A 22,986-nucleotide genomic window follows, 5' to 3' on the forward strand; every position below is an offset into this window, starting at 1 on the left:
TGTGGGGCGTCACGGCGGTCGGTCTCGCGCCGTTTGACCTGGTCAGCGCTCGCCCACACCGTGCAGGTCTGTCCCCCGCCGGGGACGAAGCGCAAGGAATTCGCGTGTCCATCACCAGTTTGTCGTCCGCGGCCGTCCTCACCCGGCCGATCGCCCGTACCCCCACAACCCGCGCCCAGATCGTGCCGCCGGAACTGCGCGTCGCGGACGCCCCCGCCGCGGCCGTGTTCCGGGTGGCCTGCGCCCGCGGGCCGATCGCCCGTGACATCGCGGCCAAGATCACCGGCCTGTCCACCGCCACGGTGAACCGCCAGGTCTCGGCGCTGCTCGCCGAGGGCCTGCTGCGTGAGCGCGCGGATCTCACCGCGTCGGGAGCGGTGGGTCGACCCAGGGTGCCGTTCGAGGTCAACCACGAGCCCTACCTCACCATCGGTATCCACATCGGTGCGGTGGTGACCGGGATCGTCGCCAGTGACCTGCGGGGGAAGATCCTCGGCTCCGTCGAGGTGCCGACACCGGCAGGCCCGCAGGATCGGGCGCTCTCCCAGATCTCTCGCAGCGCAAAGCTGTTCGCCTCCAGATGGCATCGACGCCGGCCCCTGTGGGTCGGGGTGGCGCTCGGTGGCCGAGTGGACGCGACCACCGGCCGTGTCGACCACCCGCGGCTCGGCTGGCTTGGCGCCCCCGTCGGCGCGATCATCGGCGAAGGGTTGGGGCTGCCGGTGTCGGTCGCCGCGCACGTCGAGGCGATGGCGGCGTCGGAGCTGCTGCTCGCGCCGCAGCGCCCCGGTGACAGCGGAACCGAGGGGACCAGCCTCTACTTTTACGCCCGCGAGACGGCGGGGGTCGCCGTCACCATCGATGGCCGGGTGCACACGCCCTCATCCGGCCCCGGCTCGATCGTGCACCTGTCCACCGGTTCCTCGGCGCTGTGCGCCTGCGGTGCCAGGGGCTGCCTCGAGGCCACGGTCAGCGACCGCGCCACCATCGCCGCGGCGAAGGAGGCCGGCATCCTCACCGAGACCGATGAACGTCCCGCCATCGCCGCCGTCTACCGGGCTGCGGCCGCGGGTTCCATTCCGGCGCACGAACTCCTGGTTGAGCGCGCCCGGGTGCTCGGCCGCACCGTGGCGATGCTGCGTGACCTGTTCAACCCGGACCGGGTGATCCTCGGCGGCCAGGCCTTCACCGAGTACCCCGCCGGAATCCCGCACGTCGCCGAGGCGTTCGCGCGCACGTCGAGCCTGGCCCGCAAGGACATCCGGATCACCGGCTTCGGTAACCGCGTCCAGGAGTTCGCGGCAGGCGTGGTCTCGCTCAGCACCCTCTACTCAGATCCACTCACCTCCATTCGAAGGGTTGTCTCCCAGTGAGCTCCTCAGTCAACCGGTCGATCGTCGATCGTCGTACCTTCTTCCGCGGCGCGGGCCTGACCGCCGCCGCCATCTTCGGGACCGGGCTGCTGGGGGCCTGCTCCTCCGCGGTCGACGAGCAGAGGGCGGGGGCGGCCACGGGCGCGTCCGGCGCACCGGTCCGAGGTGGCACCCTCAAGACGGGCATCCCCGCGGACGTGATCCCGGCGACGTTCCTGACCAACACCAGCGGCGCCACCACCGTGATCGGGCTGGCGTACGACACCCTCGTCCGCTATCCGCACGACAAGGTGGAGCCGCAACCACGGCTGGCGAAGTCGTGGCAGCTCGCCGCCGACGGGCTGTCGCTGTCCCTGGAGCTGCGCGACGACGTCACCTTCCACAGCGGGCGCCCGTTCACCTCGAAGGACGCGGAGTTCTCCCTCCGCACCTACGCGGATCCCAAGTGGACCGCTCAGCTGCGCAGCACCGCGGCCGCGATCACGGCGTTCGACAGCAGCGACCCGCACCGCCTGGTGCTGACGCTGGCGCATCCGCTCGGGAACGTCTTCGACCTGCTCGACACCGTGCCGATCCTCGACAGCGAGTCCATCGACAAGCTCGCCGCCGGTGATGCCTTCATCGGCACCGGGCCGTTCAAGTTGGTCTCGCGCACACCCAACAGCGCGCTGGTGTTCGAGCGTAACGAGCACTACTGGATCCCGGACCGACCCTTCCTGGACCGGGTGGAGGTCTCGGTGATCCCCGACTCGCAGGCGCTGCTCAGCTCGCTCAAGTCCGGCCAGGTCGCGGTTGCGGGCGGGCTGAACTACCGCGACACCGAAACCCTCGGCGAGACAGCGGGATTCCAGGCGGTGTCGCTGGAGGGGGCCGAACTGCAGGTGTACGTGGGGGCGAACGTCACCCACCCGGCGCTCGCCGATGTCCGGGTGCGGCAGGCGATCGCGTACGCGATCGACCGGGACCGGGTGATCTCGGAGGTGTTCCGCGGCTCCGGCTACCCGGTGAACCTGCCGTGGCCCAAGAGCTCGCCCGCCTACGACGAGGCGAGGAACACGACCTTCACCCGGGACGCGACCAAGGCGCGGGCCATCCTGGCCGGGTCGGGGATCGCTGTCCCGACCCTGCCCCTGACCTACCAGGCCGGGAATCCCTTCTACGAGGCGACCGCGCAGATCGTGCAGGCGAACCTCGCCGAGATCGGCATCCCGGTCGAGCTCGACCCGCAGGAGGGCGCGACCTTCATCAAGGCGCTGATCGGTGGCACCATCCCGGCCCTGTGGGTGACGTTCCATTCGTGGGCCCAGTACGTTCCGTCCACGCTCACCATCAGTGCGTACCCGTTCAACGCGCTCAAGAACTCCTCGCACTACGAGAGCCCGGCCTACGTCGACGCCGCGGGCGCGGCATGGCGGGTCACGGACGGCACCGGCGCGGAGGCGAAGGACAGGTACCGGGCGGTGAGCGACCAACTGCTCGACGGGCTGTTCCTTGTGGAGATCGGCGTGGTGCTCAACCAACTCGCCGCGGCGCAGCGGGTGCAGGGCATCGACTGGACCAAACGCTCCGAGATCGTCTACACGGACACCTATCTGGCCTGACGGCCCCGACCGAGAGGAGCCCGCACCATGGTGCGATACCTCGCGCGCCGGCTGCCGTCGGCCGTGGCGGTGCTGCTGCTGGCCTCACTGCTGATCTTCTTCGTACTGCGGCTGGTCCCCGGCGATCCGGCGAGTAGCCTGGCCGGCCCGGATGCCTCCGCGGAATCGATTGCCGCGATCAGGCATTCGCTCGGATTGGACCGGTCGATCCCGGCCCAGTACGTGTCCTGGATCGGCTCGGTGCTCACCTTCGACCTGGGCAGGTCGTACGTGATCGGTGGCCAGATCTCCGATCTGGTCCTCTCCGGACTGGTCAACACCGTCGTCCTCGCGGTGACCGCGCTGGTGCTCGCCGTGCTGGTCAGCCTGGTCCTCAGCGTCGCGGCGGTGGTATGGCCGAAGCGCTGGCTGACCAGCGCGGTCGCCGGGTTCAACACCGTGGCGGTGGCGCTGCCGCCCTTCGTCAGCGGGGTGCTGCTGGTCCTGGTGTTCGCGGTGCTCGTTCCGGTGCTCCCCTCGGGTGGGGTTCCCCCGCAGGGGTTCTGGGTCAGGCCCGATATCTCGGCGCAGTACCTGCTGCTGCCCGCCGTGTGCCTGGCCCTGCCGGTGGCAGCCGCCCTGACCCGGTTCCTGACCGAGTCGCTGCGCACCGAGCTGAATCAGCCGTACGTGCTGACCGCACGGGCGCTCGGCGTCACGCGGTGGAATCTCGTCACCCGCAGCGCACTGCGCAACGCACTCCCCACCATGGTGACCGCGCTGGGTCTGCAGACCGGGCAGCTGCTCGGTGGTGCGGTGCTGGTCGAGGCGATCTTCGCCTGGCCAGGGATCGGGCAGCTCATCGAACAGGGCATCAGCCGCCGCGACTACCCGGTGGTCCAGGTGCTGCTGCTGCTCTCGGTCTCGGTGTTCGTGCTCGTCCAGCTGGTGACCGATGTCGTGCACGCCTACCTGGATCCGCGGATCCGGATCGGGGGAACCTCATGAGCGTCACCCCGATCGAGGACCCGGCGGTAGCCGACCGGTCACTGCCCGAGCCGGCGCCCGCGCGCGGACACCCCGCGTGGGACGCGCTGACCCACGGGCAGGGACTGCTCGGCCTGCTGCTGGTGGTCGCGGTGGCGGCGGCGGGACTGCTGGCCCACTGGATCGCACCCTTCGGGCCGAACGAGCAGATCGCCGGGGCGAACCTCCTCGGCCCCGGCGCCGAGCACTGGTTCGGCACCGATCAGGTGAACCGGGACGTCTACTCACGGGTGCTGCACGGCATCCGGATCAACCTCGAGATCATCGTGATCGCGGTGCCGATCGGGGCGCTGGTCGGCGCGCTGCTGGGTCTGGCGTCGAGCCTGCACCCGGTGACGGACGTGATCGCCCAGCGCGCCTTCGACGTGGTGCTCGCGTTTCCCGCGCTGATCCTGGCGATCGCGCTGGCCGCGATCGTGGGACCCGGAGCGGTGACGGTCATCGTGGTCATCGTGGTCGTAGAGATCCCGATCTTCGGCCGGATGACCCGCACCCAGGTGCTGCGGATCCGGGAGTTGCCGTACGTCGAGTCGGCGGAGGTGATCGGGGCCGGTCGGTGGTGGGTGCTGCGCACCCACGTGCTGCCGAACGCGCTGGAGCCGCTGGCCGTGCAGCTGGCGCTGTCCATGTCGGTTGCGGTGTTCGTGGAGTCCGCGATGAGCTTCGTCGGCATCGGCGTCCGGCCACCCGAACCCTCGCTCGGGTCGATCATCGCCGACTCCGTGCCCAATCTCGATGCCAACCCGGCCTTCGCCATCGGCCCGCTGGTGGTGGTGGCGGCGCTGGTGCTCGGATTCCTGCTCATCGCCCAGGCGCTCGGATCCGCGCGCCGGGCCTGACACGCCACGACATCTCAGGAGTAGACGATGACCCAGACAGGCCCGATCCTCGAAATCGAGGACCTGAGCATCCGTTTCGGCGCGACCGGTGACCCGGTGGTGGACGGGCTGAACCTGACCGTCGGCCGCGGTGAGATCCTCGCGCTGGTCGGTGAATCCGGTTCCGGAAAGTCGATGACCGCGAAGGCGGTGCTCGGGCTGCTGCCCGACACCGCCGAGGCGAGCGGGTCGATCCGGCTCGGCGGCACCCAGGTGGTCGGGGCGGGGGAGGGCACGCTCGCCCAGCTGCGCGGGACCCGGGCGGCGATGGTGTTCCAGGAGCCGCAGACGGCGCTGAACCCGGTGCAGAAGGTGGGCTGGCAGATCGCGCAGGCCCTGCGGGCACACGGGAAGGTCGGCCGGGGAGAGGCCAGGGCGCGGGCCGTCGAACTGCTTCGCCTGGTGGAGATCCCGGATCCGGAACGGCGGGTGGACTGGTATCCGCACCAGCTGTCCGGCGGTCAGAAGCAGCGGGTCGTGATCGCCCTGGCACTGTCCGGCGACCCGGACCTCCTGATCGCGGACGAACCGACGACCGCGCTGGACGTGACGGTGCAGGCGGAGATCCTGGACCTGCTGCGCGGCCTGCGCACCGAGCGGGGTGCGGCGATCCTGCTCATCACCCACAACATGGGGGTGGTCGCCGACATCGCGGACCGGGTGGCGGTGATGCGCCGCGGCGAGCTGGTCGAGGAGAGCGGCGTGCACGAGCTGTTCTCGGCGCCGCGGGAGAAGTACACGACGCAGCTGCTCGCGGCGGTGCCGCGGCTCGGGGACACCGCGGGCCCGGTCGGTACGGTGCCCGCCGAGCCGGTCCTGGTGGTGCGCGACCTGGACGTGGTGTATCCGGCGAGGCTGGGCAACAAGGAGTTCCACGCACTGCGCGGCGTGGGGCTCGAGGTCGGCGCGGGTGAGGTGCTGGGTCTGGTCGGCGAGTCGGGCTCTGGCAAGACGACCCTGGGGCGAGCGGCGCTGGGCGTGGTGCGGGCCACCGCCGGGTCGGTCGTGTTCGACGGGACGGATCTCGGCACCGTGTCCCGCAGGGACCTCCGTGGCCTGCGAAAGGGGGTGGCGCTGGTGCACCAGGACCCGGCGGCATCGCTGGACCCACGCCGGAGCATCGGGGATTCCGTCGCGGAGCCGCTGGTCGTGCATCGAGCGGCCTCCGGCGCCCTGCTGCGCGCGCGGGTGGGCGATCTGCTCGAAGCGGTGCGACTGCCGCGCGCGTTCGCGGACCGGCGGCCTGCCGAACTGTCCGGCGGTCAACGACAGCGGGTTGCGCTCGCGAGGGCCCTGGTGCTGGCGCCGCGGCTACTGGTCGCGGACGAGCCGACCAGTGCCCTCGACGTGTCCGTGCAGTCGGAGATTCTCGACCTGTTCGCGGACCTGCGCGAGGAGTTCCGGTTCGCCTGCCTGTTCATCAGCCACGACCTCGCGGTCGTGAACCGGGTGGCGGACAGGGTCGCCGTGCTCCGTGGTGGTGAACTGGTCGAGATCGGTTCAACGGCAAGCGTGTTCGGCGACCCCCAGCAGGACTACACCCGCGGGTTGCTCGGCGCGGTGCCGGTGCCTGACCCGGTGGAGCAGCGTCGTCGCCGGGAAGACCGGGTGGCGTCCGGCCCGCGACCGGTGAAAGTGCTGTCGGCGGCCAGCTGAGTCGCGCGATCGCCGGTTACCGGGCGCACGGTGGCGCGTCGGTGGCCTCCGGCGCGGCGCCGCGCCGGTCCGCCTCGGCCCGGGCGCGCGTCAGCCCGCCGTGCTCCAGCGCAGCCACGGCCGACTCGCCGGACCAGACCGTTCGGTGCCCGTGGCGGACCGTCACCGACATCCGCGCACCCAGATGTTCCAGCGCGCCGGGGACGTTACGCCGCTCGGCGGGCAGCGGAACCGGTAGGACGTGGGCGTCGCCGATCGCCCCGTGACCCTCGATGTCCACGCTCCAGCGCGGGCTCCGGCCGCGGAGCGTCCACTGCTCGTCGGTCACCTGGGCCCGGACAGGGGAGACCACCGGATCGCCGAGCCGAAGCACACGGCCGTCCGGCAGTCGCACAACGATCAGGGTGATCTCGGTGCGCAGCGTTCCGGCTTGGACCTCGGCGCCACCGAACGCCACGCACGCTGCCGCTTCGGCGAATCCCTGGGCCTGGCCCCACCACCAGGAGTCGGGGAATCCGCCTCGGCCCCAGTTCTTCTCGGCGTATACCTGAGCCCCGGTGAGGTCCCAGTCCTCGCCGCCGAGCACCGCGGTTCCCTCGGCGCGCCCGCCGAGCAGCCAGGGGTGCCAATACTGGTTGAGCGCCGGGATCGTCTGGAGGACACCCGAACCGCCGAATGCGCGCCGCGGCCAGGGCATCGGATGGGTGATTCGCACGTCGAGCCTGGCGTCGGGACCGAGGTCCACCCGCAGCCGGTCGGGCTCGCCGCGGAACGCCTCCCCGGCGACGGCGCCGAGCCGATGGGGGTCGGCGACCGCGACCGGATGCGCGGCGGTCCGCAGGAAACCGCCCGGGTGCGCGGCCAGACCCAGGGTGGCCCAGTTGCCGTCGGCGGCCCGGTTGATCCCGCACAGTGCGATCACGACCCGGCCCGACTCCGGCTGGGTGAACCGCCAGAAGTAGCCCTCCATGGCGACGCCGTGGGCGGCCAGCGGATCGCCGAACGGCAGGTCGGCCCCGGTGGCGCGGTAGGCGTCGAGCAAGCGCGACATCGCCCAACGGTAGCCGGGACCGGCCCGATCAATGGGCGGGTTGCGGCTCAGAAGCCGGAGTCACCCACGACGGCGTGCGACTGGGTGACCTGGGAGACGAGCCTGCCGTCGTCGTCGGTGAGGTCGATCGAGACCAGGATCGTCTTGCGGCCGACGTGCAACGGGCGGGCCGCGGCGGTGACGATGCCGCGGCGTACCTGCCGCGCGTACACCGCGTTCGAGGCCGTCGTGACCCGCGCGGCGCCCGACGGGATGTTGAGGAACGCGGACACGGCGCCGACGCTGTCCGCGAGGGTGGTCAGCGCCCCGCCGTGCATGATGTGGTCCGCGGTGGTCAGGTCCTCGCTCCACGCCAGTCGGCCCACGACCTCGCCAGGGGTCGCCGAGACCAGCTCGATTCCCGACTTCACCGCGAACGGCATGGTTGCCAGCAGCTCGTCAAGCTCCATGGCTCGATGCTAGACCCGACGGCCACCCGGGATGTGGCGATACGGTGATGCCGTGAGCACTCTCGAGGAGCGTCTCGACCCCTGGATCGCCCCGCATCTGACCACCTCCGCCCTGCTCGTGGTCGATACCCAACGCGACTTCGTCGACGGCGGATCGAGCCCGATCCCCGGCACCACGCAGGTCCTGCCCGCGATCGCGCGGCTGCTCGAGGCCTATCGGGCCGCGGGACGCCCGATCGTGCACATCGTCCGGCTCTATGCGGGCGACGACGTCGACCTCGTCAGGCGGTCCGCCATCGCCTCGGGCGCGCAGATGGCGAGCCCGGGCACCGTGGGGTCGCAGATCGTCCCCGAGTTCGGCGCCCCGGACCTCGACCCGGACCTGCTCCTGGGTGGCGGGCTGCAGCAGGTCGCGCCGGCCGAGGTCGTGCTGTTCAAGCCGCGCTGGAGCGCGTTCCATCGGACGGAGCTCGAGTCGCACCTGCGTGAGCGCGGCGTCGACACCGTGGTGGTGGCGGGCTGCAACTACCCGAACTGCCCGCGGGCCACCATCGTCGACGCGAGCGAACGCGACCTCCGGGTGCTCATCGCGGCCGACGCGATCTCGGGCGTCGACGACCGCCACCTCGAGGAGGCCGGGCGGATCGGCGCGGTGCACGCCACGGCGGCGGAGATCGTCGCGGCGCTGGGCTGAGGTCGATCAGCGGCTCGCCTGCGACGCGGCAGCGGTGGCGCCGAGGTCGGCCAGCGTGAGCGGATGCGCGGGCGGGCCGTCGAGGATCACGGTGCTGTCGACGGTGAGCTCCGCGTCGACGTGCAGCAGCTCGCCGGACGCGAGCGGCCGCCACGCGGGGTTCTCGTCCATCCACTCGCTGGCCACCACCACCGCGGGCGCCGTGGCCAATTCGCCCGACCGGACCCGGACAGTGCCCGCCGGGCTTGCGTGCTCGAGGTGCCGGCCCGTGTCCGGTGCGCGGCTGAGCACCAGGAGCTGGTGGGTGTCGGGGTAGCGCAGCGCCCACAGCTCCGTCGGGGTGGTCAGCACGATGTTGATGGCGAAGATCGGCAGGTGCTCGGCGACCCAGCGGGCGGCCTCGGTGATGCCTGCGGTGACGTCGCCGCCGTGGCCGTCGATGTGCTTGGTGATCAACGCGAAGAAGCGCTCGGAGTCGGTCTCGCCGGCGACCGCCGATCGGTACGGCCCGAGCTCCTCGTCCAGCCCGGGCAGGTCCTCGATCACGCCGTTGTGCGCGAAGATGCGCCCGCTCAGGCTGAACGGGTGGGTGTTGACCATCGCGAGCCCGCCGGTGGAGGCGTGCCGGATGTGGGCGACGAAGGTCTCGGATCGGCGTTCCCTCGCCTCCGTCGCGAAGCTCGCGTCCGCGTAGGCGGGCAGCGGCTGCTTCTCGACGAGCGGTTCGCCGTCGGCGGTGAAGGTGCCGAGGCCGGTGCCATCGGGATCGCGTCGGCTCTGCACGGCCAGACTGTCCGCTGCGTCGAGCAGCCAGAACGTGGCCGTGACCCGTGACGGTGCGCTGGTCATCCCGAACAAGCGGCACATGAACTGAGTATGCGCTTCGCTCCTGTGAGCGAATTTCACCCCGACCGGGGTGAAATTCGCTCACAGGAGCCGGAGGCGCAGAATGGCCGGCATGGCTATCCGGGAAACCGTCAGCGTCGACGGCACGTCCATCGTCTACCGCGTCGAGGGCGACGCCGCCGCGCGTCCGCTGGTGCTGTTGCACGGCTGGGCGCAGTCGCTGCGGTGCTGGGGCGACGGCGTGCTCGACGCTCTGGCCGCCGAGTACCGCGTGATCGCCGTCGACCTGCGCGGTCACGGCTACTCCGGCGCGCCGGCCGACGGCTACGACGACCCGAAGATCTGGGCGTCGGACGTCGAGGCGGTGCTCGCCGCCGAGCGCATCGAGTCCGGCGCGGTGCTGCTGGGCTGGTCCTACGGCGGTCTGGTGATCTGCGACTACCTCGCCGAGTTCGGTGAGGCCGCGGTGGACGCGATCGTGCTGGTCGGCGCCATCACCAGCATCGGGCCCGGGCAGAAGGGCGGCCGCGTCGGATCGTCGATGCGCGCGGCCATCCCGGCCGCGATGTCCGAGGATCCGCGCGAGTCGATCCGCGCGCTCGGCAGCTTCGGCACCGCCCTGACCGGCCCGGCCGAGGGCAAGGGCGTCGCCTCGCAGGCGCTGTTCGGGGCCAGCCTGTCGACGCCGCCTCGGGTGCGCGCGGCGCTGTTCAACCGCGCGGTCGGGCACGACGAGTTGCTCGCGGGCCTCACCGTCCCCGCGCTGATCCTGCACGGCACCGCGGACACCGTCGTCGACGTCTCCGCTGCCAGGCATGCGGCCGGGCTGATCCCGGCCGCCACTGCGTCGTACTGGGAAGGCTGCGACCACGGGCCGTTCGTCGAGGACCCGAAACGCTTCGTCGCCGAGGTCAGCGAGTTCGTCGACGGGCTGTGACGGGGCCAGGGGGCGCGACCGAGGGCACTGACGGCCGGGTCGCCGCCGACGTCCTCAGGTCGGCTTCGTCGCGCGTGATCGCCACAGGGCAAGATGGAGCCGTGACCCCAGCGCAGAACCACCGGTTGCGGAGGGTGGCCGTTCTCTCGGTCCACACCTCTCCATTGGCGCAGCCGGGGACCGGTGACGCGGGTGGCATGAACGTGTACGTGCTCCAGACCGCGCTGCAGCTCGCCCGCCGCGGGGTGGAGGTGGAGATCTTCACCAGGGCCACCTCCTCCGCGGACGCACCGGTGGTCGAGGCCGCGCCTGGGGTGCTGGTCCGCAACGTCGTCGCGGGCCCGTTCGAGGGTCTCGACAAGCACGACCTGCCCACCCAGCTGTGCGCGTTCGCGGCCGGGGTGCTGCGCGAGGAGGCGCACCACGAGCCGGGTCACTACGACCTGGTGCACTCGCACTACTGGCTCTCCGGCCAGGTCGGTTGGCTGGCCCGCGACCGCTGGGGCGTCCCGCTGGTGCACACCGCGCACACCCTGGCCGCAGTCAAGAACGCCGCCCTTGCGGACGGCGACGTCCCGGAGCCGGCCGCGCGCCAGATCGGCGAGCAACAGGTGGTGGCCGAGGCCGATCGCCTGATCACCAACACCGCCGACGAGTCCACGCAGCTGATCGACATCTACGGCGCGGACGCGGGCAAGATCGACGTGGTGGCCCCCGGTGCGGACCTGTCCCGGTACCGGCCGGGTGATCGCGCGGCGGCACGGGCGGAGCTTGGGCTGAACCCGAACGAGCTGATCGTGACCTTCGTCGGCCGGATCCAGCCGCTCAAGGCGCCGGACGTGCTGCTGCGCGCCGCGGCCGAGCTGATTGAGCGCGAGCCGGCGCTGCCGCTGCGGATCGTGGTCGTCGGCGGGCCCTCGGGCACCGGGCTGGACCGGCCCGATTCGCTGATCGACCTGGCCGCCTCGCTGGGCATCACCGCCCGGGTCACCTTCCTTCCGCCGCAGCCGCCCGAGCGACTCGCGCAGGTGTACCGCGCGGCGGATCTGGTTGCGGTGCCGAGCTATTCGGAGTCCTTCGGGCTGGTCGCGATCGAGGCGCAGGCCTGCGGGACGCCGGTCGTCGCGGCCGACGTCGGGGGACTGGGGGTCGCCGTGCGGTCCGGCAAGACCGGGCTGTTGGTGCCAGGTCACCGCACCGACGACTGGGCCGATGCCCTGCACTCGCTGCTCGCGGATCCCGGCCGGCTGGCCGAGATGGCGCGCCGCGCGCCGCTGCACGCGGAGGACTTCTCCTGGGAGCACACCGCCGACGGGCTGCTCCAGAGCTACAAGCGGGCGAACGCCAGCTACCGCAGGCTGCCCGAACACGCGCCGCGCCGCGGCCGCGGATTGTGGAAGCTGCGCCGAATGGGGGGAGTGCGGGCGTGACCGACATCGCGAAGCTCATCGACGCCGAACTGGCCGAGCGGGAGCTCGAGTACACCCGCAAGGGCGAGGGCCAGTTCGTCGTCGAACTGCCCGGCGAGCGCAAGCTCAAGACCACCTGCCTGCTCACCGTCGGCGCGCACGGCGTCCGGGTCGAGGCCTTCGTCTGCCGCAAACCCGACGAGAACTTCGAGGGCGTCTACCGGTTCCTGCTCCGCCGCAACCGCAGGCTGTACGGGGTGAGCTACACGATCGACAAGATCGGCGACATCTACCTGCTCGGCCAGATCTCCACCCACGCCGTCACCGGGTCGGAACTGGACCGGGTGCTCGGCCAGGTGCTCGAGGCCGCGGACGGTGACTTCAACACCCTGCTCGAGCTCGGTTTCGCCACGTCGATTCGGCGGGAGTGGGACTGGCGGGTCTCGCGCGGTGAGTCGCTCGCGAACCTGCAGCCGTTCGTCCACCTGATGTCCGCTGACCAGGTCAGGGCGGCCGACGCCGACTGAGGCGGGGAGCCGCGGTTCGGGGTAGGGTTTCGGCGATTCTGTGACGGCTGTCACAGGTGTGATAACTGTTTCCATCTGTCACAGTTACCTGGTTCGTCAACCCTGTCGCCGCACCACTCGAGGAGAGGCCCCCGTGAGCTTCAAGAGCCCCTATCCCGACGTCGAGATCCCGAACCTGAGCGTCTACGACTTCCTGTTCGGTCAGGTCTCGGACGCCGACCTGGACCGACCCGCGCTCATAGACGGCGGCTCGGGCGCGGAGACCACCTACCGCGCGCTCATCGGTCAGGTCGACGCCGTCGCGGGCGCGCTGGCGGCGCGCGGCCTGGCCGTCGGCGACGTCGCCGCGCTGCATTCGCCGAACGTCCCGGCGTTCGCGTCCGTGTTGCACGGCATCCTGCGTGCGGGCGGCACGGCCACCACGATCAACGCCCTCTACAACACCGAGGACATCGCCAAGCAGCTCACCGACTCCAAGGCGACCTTCCTCTTCACCGTGTCGCCGCTGCTGCCGCAGGCGCGGGCGGCCGCCGCGCAGGTCGGCATCCCCGCCGACCGGGTCATCGTGCTCGACGGTGCCGAGGGGCACCCGTCGCTGCGGGACCTGCTCACCCAGGGCGCCCCGGCACCCGAGGTCAGCTTCGACCCGGCGACCCACCTCGCGGTGCTGCCGTACTCGTCGGGCACCACCGGCCGCCCCAAGGGCGTGATGCTGACCCACAGGAACCTGGTGGCGAACGTCTGCCAGATCCACCCGCGGATGGGCATCAGCGCCGACGACCGGATCCTGGCCGTGCTGCCCTTCTTCCACATCTACGGACTCACCGTGCTGCTCAACGCGGCGCTGTTCGAGCGGGCCACCCTGGTCACGATGCCGAAGTTCGACCTCGTCGAGTTCCTGCGCAACGCCTCCGAGCGCAAGTGCACCTACATCTTCGTGGCGCCGCCGGTGGCGGTCGCGCTCGCCAAGCATCCGCTCGTCGACCAGTACGACCTCTCCTCCGTGCACACCATCTTCTCCGGTGCGGCGCCGCTCGACGAGGAGTTGGGCAAGGCGGTGGCGAACCGGCTGAACTGCCGCGTCCGCCAGGGCTACGGCATGAGCGAGCTGAGCCCCGTCAGCCATGCGATCGCGCTCGAGGACGACCACGTCCCTCTCAGCTCGGTCGGCAAGCCGATCGCGAACACCGAGAACAAGCTCGTCGACCCGGCCACCGGCGAGGAGGTCGACCTCCCGACGACGGGCGTCAGCGCGCCGGGCGAGCTGTGGGTGAAGGGCCCGAACGTGATGGTCGGCTACCTCGGCAACGACACCGCGACCGCCGAGACCCTCGACGCGGACGGCTACCTGCACACCGGTGACATCGCCACCGTCGATGCGGAGGGCGTCGTGTACATCGTCGACCGGCTCAAGGAGCTGATCAAGTACAAGGGCTACCAGGTGCCGCCCGCCGAGCTGGAGGCGTTGCTGCTCACCCACCCGCAGATCGCCGACGCGGCGGTGATCGGCGTGCTCGACGAAGAGGGCGAGGAGGTCCCGAAGGCGTTCGTCGTCCGTCAGCCCGATGCCGAGCTCTCCGGGGACGAGATCATCGCGTTCGTCGCCGAGCGGGTCTCGCCCCACAAGAAGGTTCGCATCGTGGAGTTCATCGACCTGGTGCCGAAGTCGGCGGCGGGCAAAATCCTCCGCAAGGACCTTCGTGCGAGCGAAGCGACGCGGGGTTAGGCGCAGCGCGAGCCTGGCGACGCGGGGTTAGGCGCAGCGCGAGCGAGGCGTCGCGAGGCTAGGGGCTTCGATCGTCGCGACATGCGCGCGGTGGCACTCGGTGCCGCCGCGCGCATGTCGCATTCTCGGGTCCGGCTAGCTCCCGCCGGAGGGCGCGGTCATCTCGAGCCGGACGCCGAGGAGCCGGACCTCGCGACCCGGATCGAGTCGCCCGGTCAGCGCCGCGGCGGCGTCCGCGATGACCGCCGGATCCAGCGTCGGCTCGGCCAGCGGCGCACCGGTGGTGTGGGTGTCGAACGGCGCGTACCGAACCTTCAGCGTGATCCGGACCGCCGCTCGCCCCTCCGCCCGCAGGTCCTCGGCCACCCGCTCGGCGAGCAGCCGCACCTCGGCCGCCACCTGCGCGGGGTCGGTGAGATTGTGCTGAAAGGTCGTCTCGCGGCCGTGGCCGCGCGCGACCCAGGGTTCCGCGGTGACCGTCTCGCCGCCGAGGCCGCGGCCGAGCCGGTGCAGCCACGGTCCGGTGGTCGGGCCCAAGGCGGAGGCAAGCTCGCCGTCGGTGGCGTCGGCCAGCTCGCGGACGGTGTGGATACCGAGGGCGGCAAGCTTTTTCGCGGTCTTGCTCCCGATTCCCCACAGGGCGTCCGTGGCTCGGTCGCCCATCACGTCGAACCAGTTGTCCGCGGTGAGCAGGTACACGCCCCGCGGCTTGCCGAAGCCGGTCGCGATCTTGGCGCGCAGCTTGTTGTCGCCGATACCGACCGAGCAGTGCAGCTCGGTGGCTGCGAGCACGGCGGACTGGGCGGCGCGGGCGAAGCCGACCGGATCCTTGGTGGCGACGCCGAGGAACGCTTCGTCCCAGCCCAGCACCTCGACGACCGCGTCCAGCCCGCGCAGGGTGTCCATCACCCGCTGTGAGGCGGCGGTGTACGCCTCGCCGTCCACGGGGAGGAACACCGCGTCGGTGACCTCGCGCGTGGCGAGCCTGCGCGCGGCGACCCGCAGCGGCATCCCCGAACCGATCCCGAACTCGCGGGCCTCGTACGAGGCCGTGGAGACCACGCCGCGTTCGGTGGGGTCGCCGCGCCCGCCGACGATCACCGGCCGGCCACGTAGTTCCGGCCGTCGCAGGACCTCGACGGCGGCGACGAATTGGTCGAGGTCGACGTGCAGCACCCACCGGTCGCGTGTGCCCATTCACTCAGTCTGCGTCCGGAGCCTTCCCCGTGTGGGGCGCATGTCAGGATTGTGGGCATGAGTACCGGAACCCTTGTGCTGCTCCGCCACGGCGAGAGCGAATGGAACGCCATGAACCTGTTCACCGGCTGGGTGGACGTGCCGCTCACCGACAAGGGCATCGGTGAGGGCAAGCGGGCGGGTCAGCTCCTCAAGGAGCACGACGTGCTGCCCGACGTGCTGTACACGTCCCTGCTCCGCCGCGCGATCAGCACCGCGAACATCGCCCTCGACGCCGCCGACCGGCACTGGATCCCGGTCGTGCGCGACTGGCGTCTCAACGAGCGGCACTACGGCGCACTGCAGGGCAAGAACAAGGCCCAGACCAAGGCCGAGTACGGCGACGACCAGTTCATGCTGTGGCGTCGCAGCTACGACACCCCGCCGCCGCCGATCGCGGCGGGCACCGAGTACAGCCAGGACGCCGACCCGCGCTACGCGGGCCTCGACGAGGTCCCGCTGACCGAGTGCCTGCTCGACGTGGTCAAGCGCCTCATCCCGTACTGGGAGGAGACGATCTCCGCGGACCTCAAGGCGGGCAAGACCGTCCTGGTCACCGCGCACGGCAACTCGCTGCGCGCCCTGGTCAAGCACCTGGACGGCATCTCCGACGAGGACATCGCCGGGCTGAACATCCCGACCGGCATCCCGCTGCGCTACGACCTCGAGGTCGCGGCGGACGGCAGCCTCACCCCGCTCAACCGGGGCGGCACCTACCTCGACCCGGAGGCCGCCGCCGCCGGCGCCGCCGCGGTCGCCAGCCAGGGCGCGAAGTAGCGGTTCCGATGTCGGCCCGGGTCCCTCTCCGACGAGGGGGCCCGGGCCAACGCCGGAGCGGAGCCGGCGGAGCGACCAAACATCGGGTGAACGGCCGGAAAACGGGGCGCCGCGGGGCCATGACGTGCGGTGAAATGCCTCCACCCTGCGTCCGCCAGGCTTTAGGCGACCGTACGATTGCGCTGTGAGTGTTGTTCAGGCCGTCCTCCTGGCCGTGGTCGCCGCGTTCGGCGGATACCTGGTCGGCGGGGTACTGGTCCCGTTCCTGAAGAACCGATTCTCCAGGCGCGAAGCCGAACAGGCCGGCCTGACCATGTCCCAGGTCCTCGACCTGATCGTGCTCGCCTCACACAGCGGCATCGCGGTGGTGGACCGGTTCCACGACGTGGTGCTCTTCAACCCGCGCGCCGAGGAACTGGGCCTGGTGCGCAACCGCACCGTTGAGGAACGCGCCTGGCAGGCGGCGAATCAGGTGCTGACGACCGGGGTGCCGGTCGAGATGGACCTCAGCATCAAGAACCCGGCCCGCGGCCGGAACAAGATCGCGGTGCGCGGGGTGGCCCGGCTGCTCAGCGAGCAGGACCGCCGGTTCGTCGTGCTGTTCGCGGACGACGACTCCGAGCAGGTCCGCATGGAGGCCACCCGCCGCGACTTCGTCGCCAACGTGAGCCACGAACTCAAGACCCCGGTCGGCGCGATGGGCCTGCTGGCCGAGGCGCTCCTCGAGTCCGCCGACGACCCGGAGTCCGTGCGGCATTTCGGTGAGCGGGTGCTCACCGAGTCGAAGCGGCTGGGGAACATGGTCAGCGAACTGATCGCGCTCTCCCGCCTGCAGGGCGCGGAGAAGCTGCCCGACCTCGAGGTGGTCGACGTCGACGAGGTGGTCGAGGAGGCCATGCGCCGTTCGCGGCTCACCGCCGAGGCGGCCGGGATCACGGTCACCGCCGACCGGCCGAGCGGACTCGAGGTGCGGGGCGACCGGACCCTGCTCATCACCGCGCTGTCGAACCTGGTCGAGAACGCGATCGCGTACTCGCCGCAGGGTTCGCCGGTGTCGGTGAGCCGGTCCAGGCGCGGGGACAAGGTCGCGATCGCCGTCACCGACCGTGGGATCGGCATCGCGAACGAGGACCAGGAGCGGGTGTTCGAACGCTTCTTCCGCGTCGACAAGGCGCGGTCCCGGTCCACCGGCGGCACCGGGCTCGGCCTCGCGATCGCCAAGCACGTGGCCGCTAACCACAACGGCTCCATCACGCTGTGGAGCAAGGTCGGCACCGGGTCCACCTTCACGCTGCACATTCCGTGGCACGAGGAACTCTCCGACGACGCCGATGACGCGCCGATCAGGAGCGCGATATCGGGCCCCGGGGTTCAGCTCAGGTCCGCGCCCATCGCGGACGCACCCCCCGCCGCGGACGAGACGTCCGCAGCGAACAAGACCGCATCGATCGATCACGAAGTGACGCAGCACGAGGCTGCGCCGAGTCTGGAGGCAAACCGGTGACGAATGTGTTGATCGTGGAGGACGAGGAGTCGTTGGCCGACCCGCTCGCGTTCCTGCTCCGCAAGGAGGGGTTCGAGGCGACGGTGGTGGGGGACGGACCGTCCGCCCTCGCCGAGTTCGACCGGTCCGGCGCGGACATCGTCCTGCTGGACCTGATGCTCCCCGGGATGAGCGGCACCGACGTGTGCAAGCAACTCCGCGCGCGCTCCGGCGTTCCGGTGATCATGGTCACCGCCCGCGACAGCGAGATCGACAAGGTCGTCGGCCTGGAACTGGGCGCCGACGACTACGTCACCAAGCCCTACTCGGCCCGGGAACTGATCGCCCGGATCCGGGCGGTGCTGCGACGCGGCGCCGACAACGACTCCGACAACGATGGCGACGACGGCGTGCTCGAGGCGGGCCCGGTGCGGATGGACGTCGAGCGCCACATCGTCCAGGTCAACGGCGACACGGTCATGCTCCCGCTCAAGGAGTTCGACCTCCTCGAGTACCTGCTGCGCAACTCCGGCCGGGTGCTCACCCGCGGCCAGCTCATCGACCGGGTGTGGGGCGCGGACTACGTCGGCGACACCAAGACCCTCGACGTGCACGTCAAGCGCCTGCGGTCGAAGATCGAGGCCGATCCGGCCAAGCCGGAGCATCTGGTCACCGTGCGCGGGCTGGGGTACAAGCTGGAGGGCTGACAGCCCGGCTGTGCGCCGCGAATCGCGGCGCACGGCCACCGTTCCCGCGCGCTCGGACTCGCGCCCTAGAAGGGGTTGTAGACCCAGACCGGGCGGATCGGGTTGGCGAGCAGCTGGAGGTCGTGCGCGACGTTGTTCGTGTCGTACTGCTTGCACTCGTGGATCGAGACGTAGTGGCCGTCGCCGCGGCACTCGATCTTGCGGGTGGCGCCGTAGGGACTGAGGATGATCGGCTTGTAGGTGTTCGGGCCGATCAGCGCACCGGCATCGAGGGGCGCGACGAAGTAGTCCGTCCGGTCGCGGACCGCGTTGAAGCCGTACGGGTCGTCGGGCTCTGCGGCCGACGCGCCCGGGGCCAGCGCCAGCGCGGCGCCGACGACCAGCGCGGCCGTTGCGAGTGTGCGAGTGAACATGAGCGTCCCCCTACGACGGGGAGGGCCGATGCACCCTCCTGATCCGTTATCGGGACACCGCCGACCGAGCGTTACGTTCGGGGCTGGTCGGCCTTCGCCTGCGCGGCGGTGGTCGCCGGGTGGACGGCGATCAGGCCAAGCCCCGCGCGGCGGCGGCAATGCTTGGCCAGCTCGTCGTAGGCGGGCTTGCCGAGCAGCTCCGTCAGCTCGGGGGCGTAACTCTGCCACACCGGCTTCGAACCGACGTGCGCGTCGGGCGATCCGGAGCAGTACCAGTGCAGGTCCTCGCCGCCCTCGCCCCAGCCGCGTCGGTCGTACTCGGTGATCACGGTCTTGAGGATCTGCGAGCCGTCCGGCCGCTCGACCCAGTCCTGGGTGCGACGGACGGGCAGCTGCCAGCAGACGTCCGGCTTGACCTCGAGCGGCTCGATCCCCTTGCGCAACGCCATCGAATGCAGCGCGCAGCCGATCCCGCCCTCGAATCCCGGCCGGTTGAGGAAGATGCAGGCACCCTGGTAGCGCCTGGTGCGCAGCGCGGGCTCGTCGTCGAGGTCGTCCTCCTCGACGTAGCCCTTCTTACCGAGGCCCTTCTCCATGAACTGCCAGTCGCGCTTTGTGAGCAGCTTCACTGACCGGTCGAGCTTGGCCTTGTCGTCGGAGTCGGAGAGGAAGGCTCCGTGCGAGCAGCAGCCGTCGTCCGGACGTCCCGGCACGGTGCCCTGGCATGCGGGCGTGCCGAACACGCAGGTCCAGCGCGAAAGCAGCCAGGTCAGGTCCGCCACCACGAGATGTTCGGCGTTGGCGGGGTCCACGAATTCGATCCACTCGCGGGGGAAGTCGGGGCCGACTTCCGGCGTCGGCTCCATCTTCGAATCGGGCGTGGTGTTGCCTGCTGTCACAAGTCTCGACGGTAGACCCAGTACCGTGGTCACGTGCGGTTAGGGGTACTCGACGTCGGAAGCAACACGGTTCATCTACTCGTGGTGGATGCCCACAGGGGCGCTCACCCGACACCGATGAGCTCCACCAAGTCGACGCTGCGGCTCGCCGAGAACACCGACGACCGCGGCGACATCACCGCGGGCGGGGCCGACAAGCTGGTCGCGGCGGTGCGGGACTTCGCGAGCATCGCCTCGACTTCCGGGTGCGGCGAGCTGATGGCCTTCGCGACCTCGGCGGTCCGCGACGCGACCAACTCCGAGGCGGTGCTGGCCCGCGTCCGGGACGAGACGGGGGTGGCGCTCGAGGTGCTGTCCGGCGTCGACGAGGCCCGGCTGACCTTTCTCGCGGTGCGGCGCTGGTACGGCTGGAGCGCCGGCCGGATCATGAACTTCGACATCGGCGGCGGCTCGCTGGAACTGGCCTCCGGCGGCGACGAGGACCCGGACGTCGCGTTCTCCCTCCAGCTCGGTGCCGGGCGATTGACCCGGGACTGGCTGCAGGCCGACCCGCCCGGCAAGCGCAGGGTGGCGGTGTTGCGCGATTGGCTCGACGCCGAGCTGGTCGAGCCCGCCAAGGCGCTGCGTGCCGCAGGCGCGCCGGATCGGGTGGTCGGGACGTCCAAGACGTTCCGGTCCCTGGCACGACTCACCGGGGCCGCGCCCTCCGCCGCAGGACCCCGGGTACAGAGGACACTGACTGCCAGCGGTCTGCGCCAACTGATCGCCTTCATTTCTAGGATGACGACGTCGGACCGCGCAGAATTGGAGGGTGTGAGCTCGGACCGATCCCAGCAGATCGTGGCGGGCGCACTGATTGCGGAGGCAAGCATGCGGGCACTGTCGGTGGACTCGCTGGAGATCTGCCCCTGGGCTCTGCGTGAGGGGCTGATCCTGCGGAAGCTGGATACCGAGATGGGCGGAGAACTGGTGGTGAGTGCGCGATGAGCGAAGGATCCGAGGACACCGGGCAGGTCTCAGTTGCCGAGCTGCTCGCCAGGAACGGCCAGCAGGTGGAGTCCCGCGGTGGACGTCGCCGCAGGGGAGTGGCAGGCGGCGGGATCAGCGTCGCCGAACTGACCGGCGAGATCCCTGTCGTCAGGCCTCCCGAGGATTCGCGGCACACGATTCCCGAGGTGCCCGAGGTATCCGTCACGCCGCCCGCGCCCGTCGCTCAGCCCGAACCCATCGCAGCCCCCGCGCCCGCGCCGGTCACGCCGCCCGCGCCGACCGTCACCCCTTCGCCTCCCGCTCAGCCCCGGTCCAGGCGCGCCGACCGGACTCCGGTGCCGCCGGTCGTCGCGCGGTACACCGTCCCCGAGAGGGAACGCCCCACGATCCCGCCGGTCCCCGAGCCGCCGAAGGCCGAGGAGTCGAGGGTCGAGGCTCCGAAGTTCGAGGCCCCGAAGTTCGAGGCCCCGAAGTTCGAGGCGCCGAAGGTCGAGCCACCGAAGTACGAACGAGTCGCGCCCCCGTCCGCCCCCGTCACACCGACCCCCGCGCCTGCGACCCCCGCGCCTCCGGCCCCCGTGATGCCGTCGCAGTACCGCGTGACCGCCGCGCCCGATGTCACGCCCCCGGCCACCCCGGCCACCCCGGCCACCGCGGCCGCCCTGCCCCCGCAATACCGGTCCGGCGCCCTCACCCAGGTCGACGCTCAGCCCGCGCAGGCCGAGAAGCCGAAGACCTCCATGCGCGCCCCGATCGCGGAGCAGCCGAAGACCGCGGCCATGCCGGTCGCGGAGGCTTCGCCCGCCCCGCGCCCCGGGTTCGTCCCGTACACCCCCATCCGTGAGCCGGCGATGCTGTCCGGGTCCAGCCTCGAGGGCGACCTCATGCGGCAGGCCAGGGCCGCGGGCACCGCGCGTCGCGAGACGCTGGAGGAGGCCAGGGCGCTGGTTCACGTCACCGGCGAGATCCCACGGATCGTGGTGCCGAAGACGTCCACCTTCAAGGAACAGGCACTCAGGGAATCGGCGCCCGAGGTCCCGGTGCGCGAAGGCGCGGCGCGCAAGGACTCGGCGCCCGGGTCCGCAGAGTCGGAGGACCTCGCGGATCGGGAGCCGGACGAAGCGGTCGAGGACGCGCCCTCCGATCGAGACGACAAGCACGCGGCCCGCGAGTGGGCGGTCCTGATCGGTCAGGGCATCGTCGCCCTGCTGGTCGGTGGGCTGCTGTTCAAGGGCTTCGAGAAGCTGTGGGACGTGCTGCCATGGGTGGCGCTGGTCCTCGCGGTGCTGGTGATCGCCGGCCTGGTGGCGGTGGTCCGGATCCTGCGGCAGACCGACGACATGGTGAGCCTGCTGATCGCGATCATCGTCGGTGTGTTCGTGACGATCGGTCCGCTCGCCTTCCTGCTCACGACCTGACCGAGGGTGGCGATGGACGGCACTCGAACCGGGACACGCAAGATCCTCGTCGGACTCTCGACTGCCTCGGTCTATCCGCAGAACACCGAGGCGGCGTTCGAGTACGCCGCCGAACTGGGGTACGACGGCATCGAATTGATGGTCTGGGCGGAATCGGTCAGCCAGGACCTGGACGCGGTCAAGGCGCTGGTCCGGAAGTACGCCGTCCCCGTGCAGGCCGTGCACGCCCCGTGTCTGCTGATCTCGCAGCGGGTGTGGGGCGCGGACCCGGCCGCCAAACTGGAGAAGTCGGTCCGCGCCGCCGAGGCACTCGGCGCGCGCACCGTGGTCGTGCACCCGCCGTTCCGCTGGCAGCGCAAGTACTCCGAGGGTTTCGCCGACCAGGTGCGCGAGCTCGAGGAGCGCAGCGACGTCGCGGTCGCTGTGGAGAACATGTTCCCGATGCGAGCGGATCGCTTCTGGGGCAAGCGCGCGAAGTCGGCCGAGCGGCTCGAGAAGCGGGGCGGGCCCGGCCCGGGGGTGTCAGCCTTCGCGCCCAGCTACGACCCCACCGACAGCGATCACGCGCACTACACGCTCGACCTCTCGCACACCGCGACGGCGGGCATGGACGCCCTCGACCTGGCTCGGCGGATGGGTTCGGGCCTGACCCATCTGCACCTGGCGGACGGGCGGGGCGCGTCGGTCGACGAGCACCTGATCCCGGGGCACGGCAATCAGCCGTGTGCGCAGTTGTGCAGGCACCTCGTCGACAGCGGCTTCGACGGACAGGCGGTGCTGGAGATCAACACCCAGAACGCGCGTACCCAGGCCGAGCGGTCGTCGATGCTCGCGCAGTCGCTCGCCTTCGCCCGCGAACACCTGTCGGTGAGCACCCGGTCATAGGCGGT

The 22,986-nt window shown here is 70.9% G+C and carries 22 protein-coding genes; 16 read left to right on the forward strand and 6 right to left on the reverse strand.

All coding sequences use genetic code 11. The features are described from left to right. Nucleotides 1-110: 110 nt before the first annotated feature. From FCG67_RS07635 to FCG67_RS07655, 5 genes are read left to right on the forward strand one after another with little or no spacing between them, the layout of a single operon-like run. Nucleotides 111-1,373: an ROK family protein gene (locus tag FCG67_RS07635; protein WP_425467810.1), complete on the forward strand. Its 1,263-nt coding sequence runs from the start codon at nucleotides 111-113 to the stop codon at nucleotides 1,371-1,373. Then, nucleotides 1,370-2,974, forward strand: a complete 1,605-nt coding sequence (locus tag FCG67_RS07640) for an ABC transporter substrate-binding protein (RefSeq protein ID WP_246044920.1) — start codon at nucleotides 1,370-1,372, stop codon at nucleotides 2,972-2,974. The genes FCG67_RS07635 and FCG67_RS07640 overlap by 4 nt, the downstream gene beginning before the upstream one ends. Nucleotides 2,975-3,001: 27 nt before the next feature. Then, nucleotides 3,002-3,961 (forward strand): ABC transporter permease, encoded by a 960-nt coding sequence (locus FCG67_RS07645; RefSeq protein WP_136908635.1) that lies wholly within the window; start codon nucleotides 3,002-3,004, stop codon nucleotides 3,959-3,961. After that, nucleotides 3,958-4,839 (forward strand): ABC transporter permease, encoded by an 882-nt coding sequence (locus tag FCG67_RS07650; RefSeq protein ID WP_136908637.1) that lies wholly within the window; start codon nucleotides 3,958-3,960, stop codon nucleotides 4,837-4,839. The genes FCG67_RS07645 and FCG67_RS07650 overlap by 4 nt, the downstream gene beginning before the upstream one ends. A gap of 27 nt (nucleotides 4,840-4,866) precedes the next feature. Then, entirely contained in the window at nucleotides 4,867-6,534 is a 1,668-nt protein-coding gene (locus tag FCG67_RS07655; RefSeq protein ID WP_136908639.1) for a dipeptide ABC transporter ATP-binding protein, read from the forward strand. A gap of 16 nt (nucleotides 6,535-6,550) precedes the next feature. Here FCG67_RS07655 and FCG67_RS07660 read toward each other — a convergent pair whose 3' ends face one another. Further along, complete coding sequence (locus FCG67_RS07660) at nucleotides 6,551-7,585, reverse strand: tocopherol cyclase family protein (RefSeq protein ID WP_136908641.1); 1,035 nt, start codon at nucleotides 7,583-7,585, stop codon at nucleotides 6,551-6,553. Between the two features lie 47 nt (nucleotides 7,586-7,632). Then, nucleotides 7,633-8,034, reverse strand: coding sequence for a PaaI family thioesterase (locus FCG67_RS07665; protein WP_097210244.1), 402 nt, complete (start codon nucleotides 8,032-8,034; stop codon nucleotides 7,633-7,635). Between the two features lie 52 nt (nucleotides 8,035-8,086). On the opposite strand from FCG67_RS07665, the gene FCG67_RS07670 reads away from it, so the two are divergent. Continuing rightward, nucleotides 8,087-8,728 carry a cysteine hydrolase family protein gene (locus tag FCG67_RS07670; RefSeq protein WP_246044921.1) on the forward strand — a complete coding sequence of 214 codons (642 nt, stop codon included), beginning with the start codon at nucleotides 8,087-8,089 and terminating at the stop codon, nucleotides 8,726-8,728. 6 nt (nucleotides 8,729-8,734) lie between these two features. Here FCG67_RS07670 and FCG67_RS07675 read toward each other — a convergent pair whose 3' ends face one another. After that, a complete protein-coding gene (locus FCG67_RS07675; protein ID WP_136908645.1) occupies nucleotides 8,735-9,595 on the reverse strand; it encodes a class II glutamine amidotransferase in 861 nt (286 codons plus the stop codon). Nucleotides 9,596-9,686: 91 nt separating this feature from the next. Here FCG67_RS07675 and FCG67_RS07680 point away from each other — a divergent pair, with 91 nt between their 5' ends. From FCG67_RS07680 to FCG67_RS07695, 4 genes are all read left to right on the forward strand, one after another. Beyond that, nucleotides 9,687-10,511 (forward strand): alpha/beta fold hydrolase, encoded by an 825-nt coding sequence (locus tag FCG67_RS07680; protein ID WP_136908647.1) that lies wholly within the window; start codon nucleotides 9,687-9,689, stop codon nucleotides 10,509-10,511. A 101-nt stretch (nucleotides 10,512-10,612) separates the two neighbouring features. Beyond that, nucleotides 10,613-11,941 (forward strand): D-inositol-3-phosphate glycosyltransferase, encoded by a 1,329-nt coding sequence (gene mshA, locus FCG67_RS07685; RefSeq protein WP_136908649.1) that lies wholly within the window; start codon nucleotides 10,613-10,615, stop codon nucleotides 11,939-11,941. After that, nucleotides 11,938-12,447, forward strand: a complete 510-nt coding sequence (locus FCG67_RS07690) for a type III secretion system chaperone family protein (protein ID WP_136908651.1) — start codon at nucleotides 11,938-11,940, stop codon at nucleotides 12,445-12,447. The genes mshA and FCG67_RS07690 overlap by 4 nt, the downstream gene beginning before the upstream one ends. Nucleotides 12,448-12,580: 133 nt before the next feature. Then, nucleotides 12,581-14,173, forward strand: a complete 1,593-nt coding sequence (locus FCG67_RS07695) for an AMP-binding protein (protein ID WP_136908653.1) — start codon at nucleotides 12,581-12,583, stop codon at nucleotides 14,171-14,173. 135 nt (nucleotides 14,174-14,308) lie between these two features. On the opposite strand, the gene FCG67_RS07700 is transcribed toward FCG67_RS07695, so the two are convergent. Next, complete coding sequence (locus tag FCG67_RS07700) at nucleotides 14,309-15,370, reverse strand: DNA polymerase IV (RefSeq protein ID WP_136908655.1); 1,062 nt, start codon at nucleotides 15,368-15,370, stop codon at nucleotides 14,309-14,311. Nucleotides 15,371-15,418: 48 nt separating this feature from the next. On the opposite strand from FCG67_RS07700, the gene FCG67_RS07705 reads away from it, so the two are divergent. The 3 genes from FCG67_RS07705 (at nucleotide 15,419) to FCG67_RS07715 (ending at nucleotide 18,376) form a co-directional block, all read left to right on the forward strand. Continuing rightward, nucleotides 15,419-16,186 carry a phosphoglyceromutase gene (locus FCG67_RS07705; RefSeq protein ID WP_211243153.1) on the forward strand — a complete coding sequence of 256 codons (768 nt, stop codon included), beginning with the start codon at nucleotides 15,419-15,421 and terminating at the stop codon, nucleotides 16,184-16,186. Nucleotides 16,187-16,370: 184 nt separating this feature from the next. Continuing rightward, entirely contained in the window at nucleotides 16,371-17,690 is a 1,320-nt protein-coding gene (locus FCG67_RS07710; protein ID WP_136908659.1) for a sensor histidine kinase, read from the forward strand. Next, nucleotides 17,687-18,376 carry a response regulator transcription factor gene (locus FCG67_RS07715; protein WP_136908661.1) on the forward strand — a complete coding sequence of 230 codons (690 nt, stop codon included), beginning with the start codon at nucleotides 17,687-17,689 and terminating at the stop codon, nucleotides 18,374-18,376. Before FCG67_RS07710 ends, FCG67_RS07715 begins: the two co-directional genes overlap by 4 nt. 65 nt (nucleotides 18,377-18,441) lie before the next feature. Here FCG67_RS07715 and FCG67_RS07720 read toward each other — a convergent pair whose 3' ends face one another. Continuing rightward, entirely contained in the window at nucleotides 18,442-18,789 is a 348-nt protein-coding gene (locus FCG67_RS07720; RefSeq protein ID WP_136908663.1) for a hypothetical protein, read from the reverse strand. 71 nt (nucleotides 18,790-18,860) lie between these two features. Next, complete coding sequence (locus FCG67_RS07725; protein WP_136909057.1) at nucleotides 18,861-19,655, reverse strand: DUF3109 family protein; 795 nt, start codon at nucleotides 19,653-19,655, stop codon at nucleotides 18,861-18,863. A 66-nt stretch (nucleotides 19,656-19,721) separates the two neighbouring features. Here FCG67_RS07725 and FCG67_RS07730 point away from each other — a divergent pair, with 66 nt between their 5' ends. The 3 genes from FCG67_RS07730 to FCG67_RS07740 are packed head-to-tail and all read left to right on the forward strand — an operon-like array spanning nucleotide 19,722 to nucleotide 22,981. Continuing rightward, nucleotides 19,722-20,675, forward strand: a complete 954-nt coding sequence (locus FCG67_RS07730; protein ID WP_077040644.1) for a Ppx/GppA family phosphatase — start codon at nucleotides 19,722-19,724, stop codon at nucleotides 20,673-20,675. Further along, on the forward strand, nucleotides 20,672-22,096 hold the full coding sequence (locus FCG67_RS25170) for a hypothetical protein (RefSeq protein ID WP_211243141.1): 1,425 nt from the start codon (nucleotides 20,672-20,674) through the stop codon (nucleotides 22,094-22,096). Before FCG67_RS07730 ends, FCG67_RS25170 begins: the two co-directional genes overlap by 4 nt. A gap of 12 nt (nucleotides 22,097-22,108) precedes the next feature. Continuing rightward, complete coding sequence (locus FCG67_RS07740; RefSeq protein ID WP_136908665.1) at nucleotides 22,109-22,981, forward strand: sugar phosphate isomerase/epimerase family protein; 873 nt, start codon at nucleotides 22,109-22,111, stop codon at nucleotides 22,979-22,981. Nucleotides 22,982-22,986 lie beyond the last annotated feature (5 nt).

The organism is Rhodococcus oryzae (assembly GCF_005049235.1).
Lineage (GTDB): Bacteria > Actinomycetota > Actinomycetes > Mycobacteriales > Mycobacteriaceae > Rhodococcus_G > Rhodococcus_G oryzae.

Coding starts and splice junctions, on each gene's coding strand:
- FCG67_RS07645 (WP_136908635.1), top strand. CDS start 3,002: ATGGTGCGATACCTCGCGCGCCGGCTGCCGTCGGCCGTGGCGGTGCTG.
- FCG67_RS07650 (WP_136908637.1), top strand. CDS start 3,958: ATGAGCGTCACCCCGATCGAGGACCCGGCGGTAGCCGACCGGTCACTG.
- FCG67_RS07655 (WP_136908639.1), top strand. CDS start 4,867: ATGACCCAGACAGGCCCGATCCTCGAAATCGAGGACCTGAGCATCCGT.
- FCG67_RS07660 (WP_136908641.1), bottom strand. CDS start 7,585: ATGTCGCGCTTGCTCGACGCCTACCGCGCCACCGGGGCCGACCTGCCG.
- FCG67_RS07665 (WP_097210244.1), bottom strand. CDS start 8,034: ATGGAGCTTGACGAGCTGCTGGCAACCATGCCGTTCGCGGTGAAGTCG.
- FCG67_RS07675 (WP_136908645.1), bottom strand. CDS start 9,595: ATGTGCCGCTTGTTCGGGATGACCAGCGCACCGTCACGGGTCACGGCC.
- FCG67_RS07680 (WP_136908647.1), top strand. CDS start 9,687: ATGGCTATCCGGGAAACCGTCAGCGTCGACGGCACGTCCATCGTCTAC.
- FCG67_RS07700 (WP_136908655.1), bottom strand. CDS start 15,370: ATGGGCACACGCGACCGGTGGGTGCTGCACGTCGACCTCGACCAATTC.
- FCG67_RS07720 (WP_136908663.1), bottom strand. CDS start 18,789: ATGTTCACTCGCACACTCGCAACGGCCGCGCTGGTCGTCGGCGCCGCG.
- FCG67_RS07725 (WP_136909057.1), bottom strand. CDS start 19,655: ATGGAGCCGACGCCGGAAGTCGGCCCCGACTTCCCCCGCGAGTGGATC.
- FCG67_RS25170 (WP_211243141.1), top strand. CDS start 20,672: ATGAGCGAAGGATCCGAGGACACCGGGCAGGTCTCAGTTGCCGAGCTG.
- FCG67_RS07740 (WP_136908665.1), top strand. CDS start 22,109: ATGGACGGCACTCGAACCGGGACACGCAAGATCCTCGTCGGACTCTCG.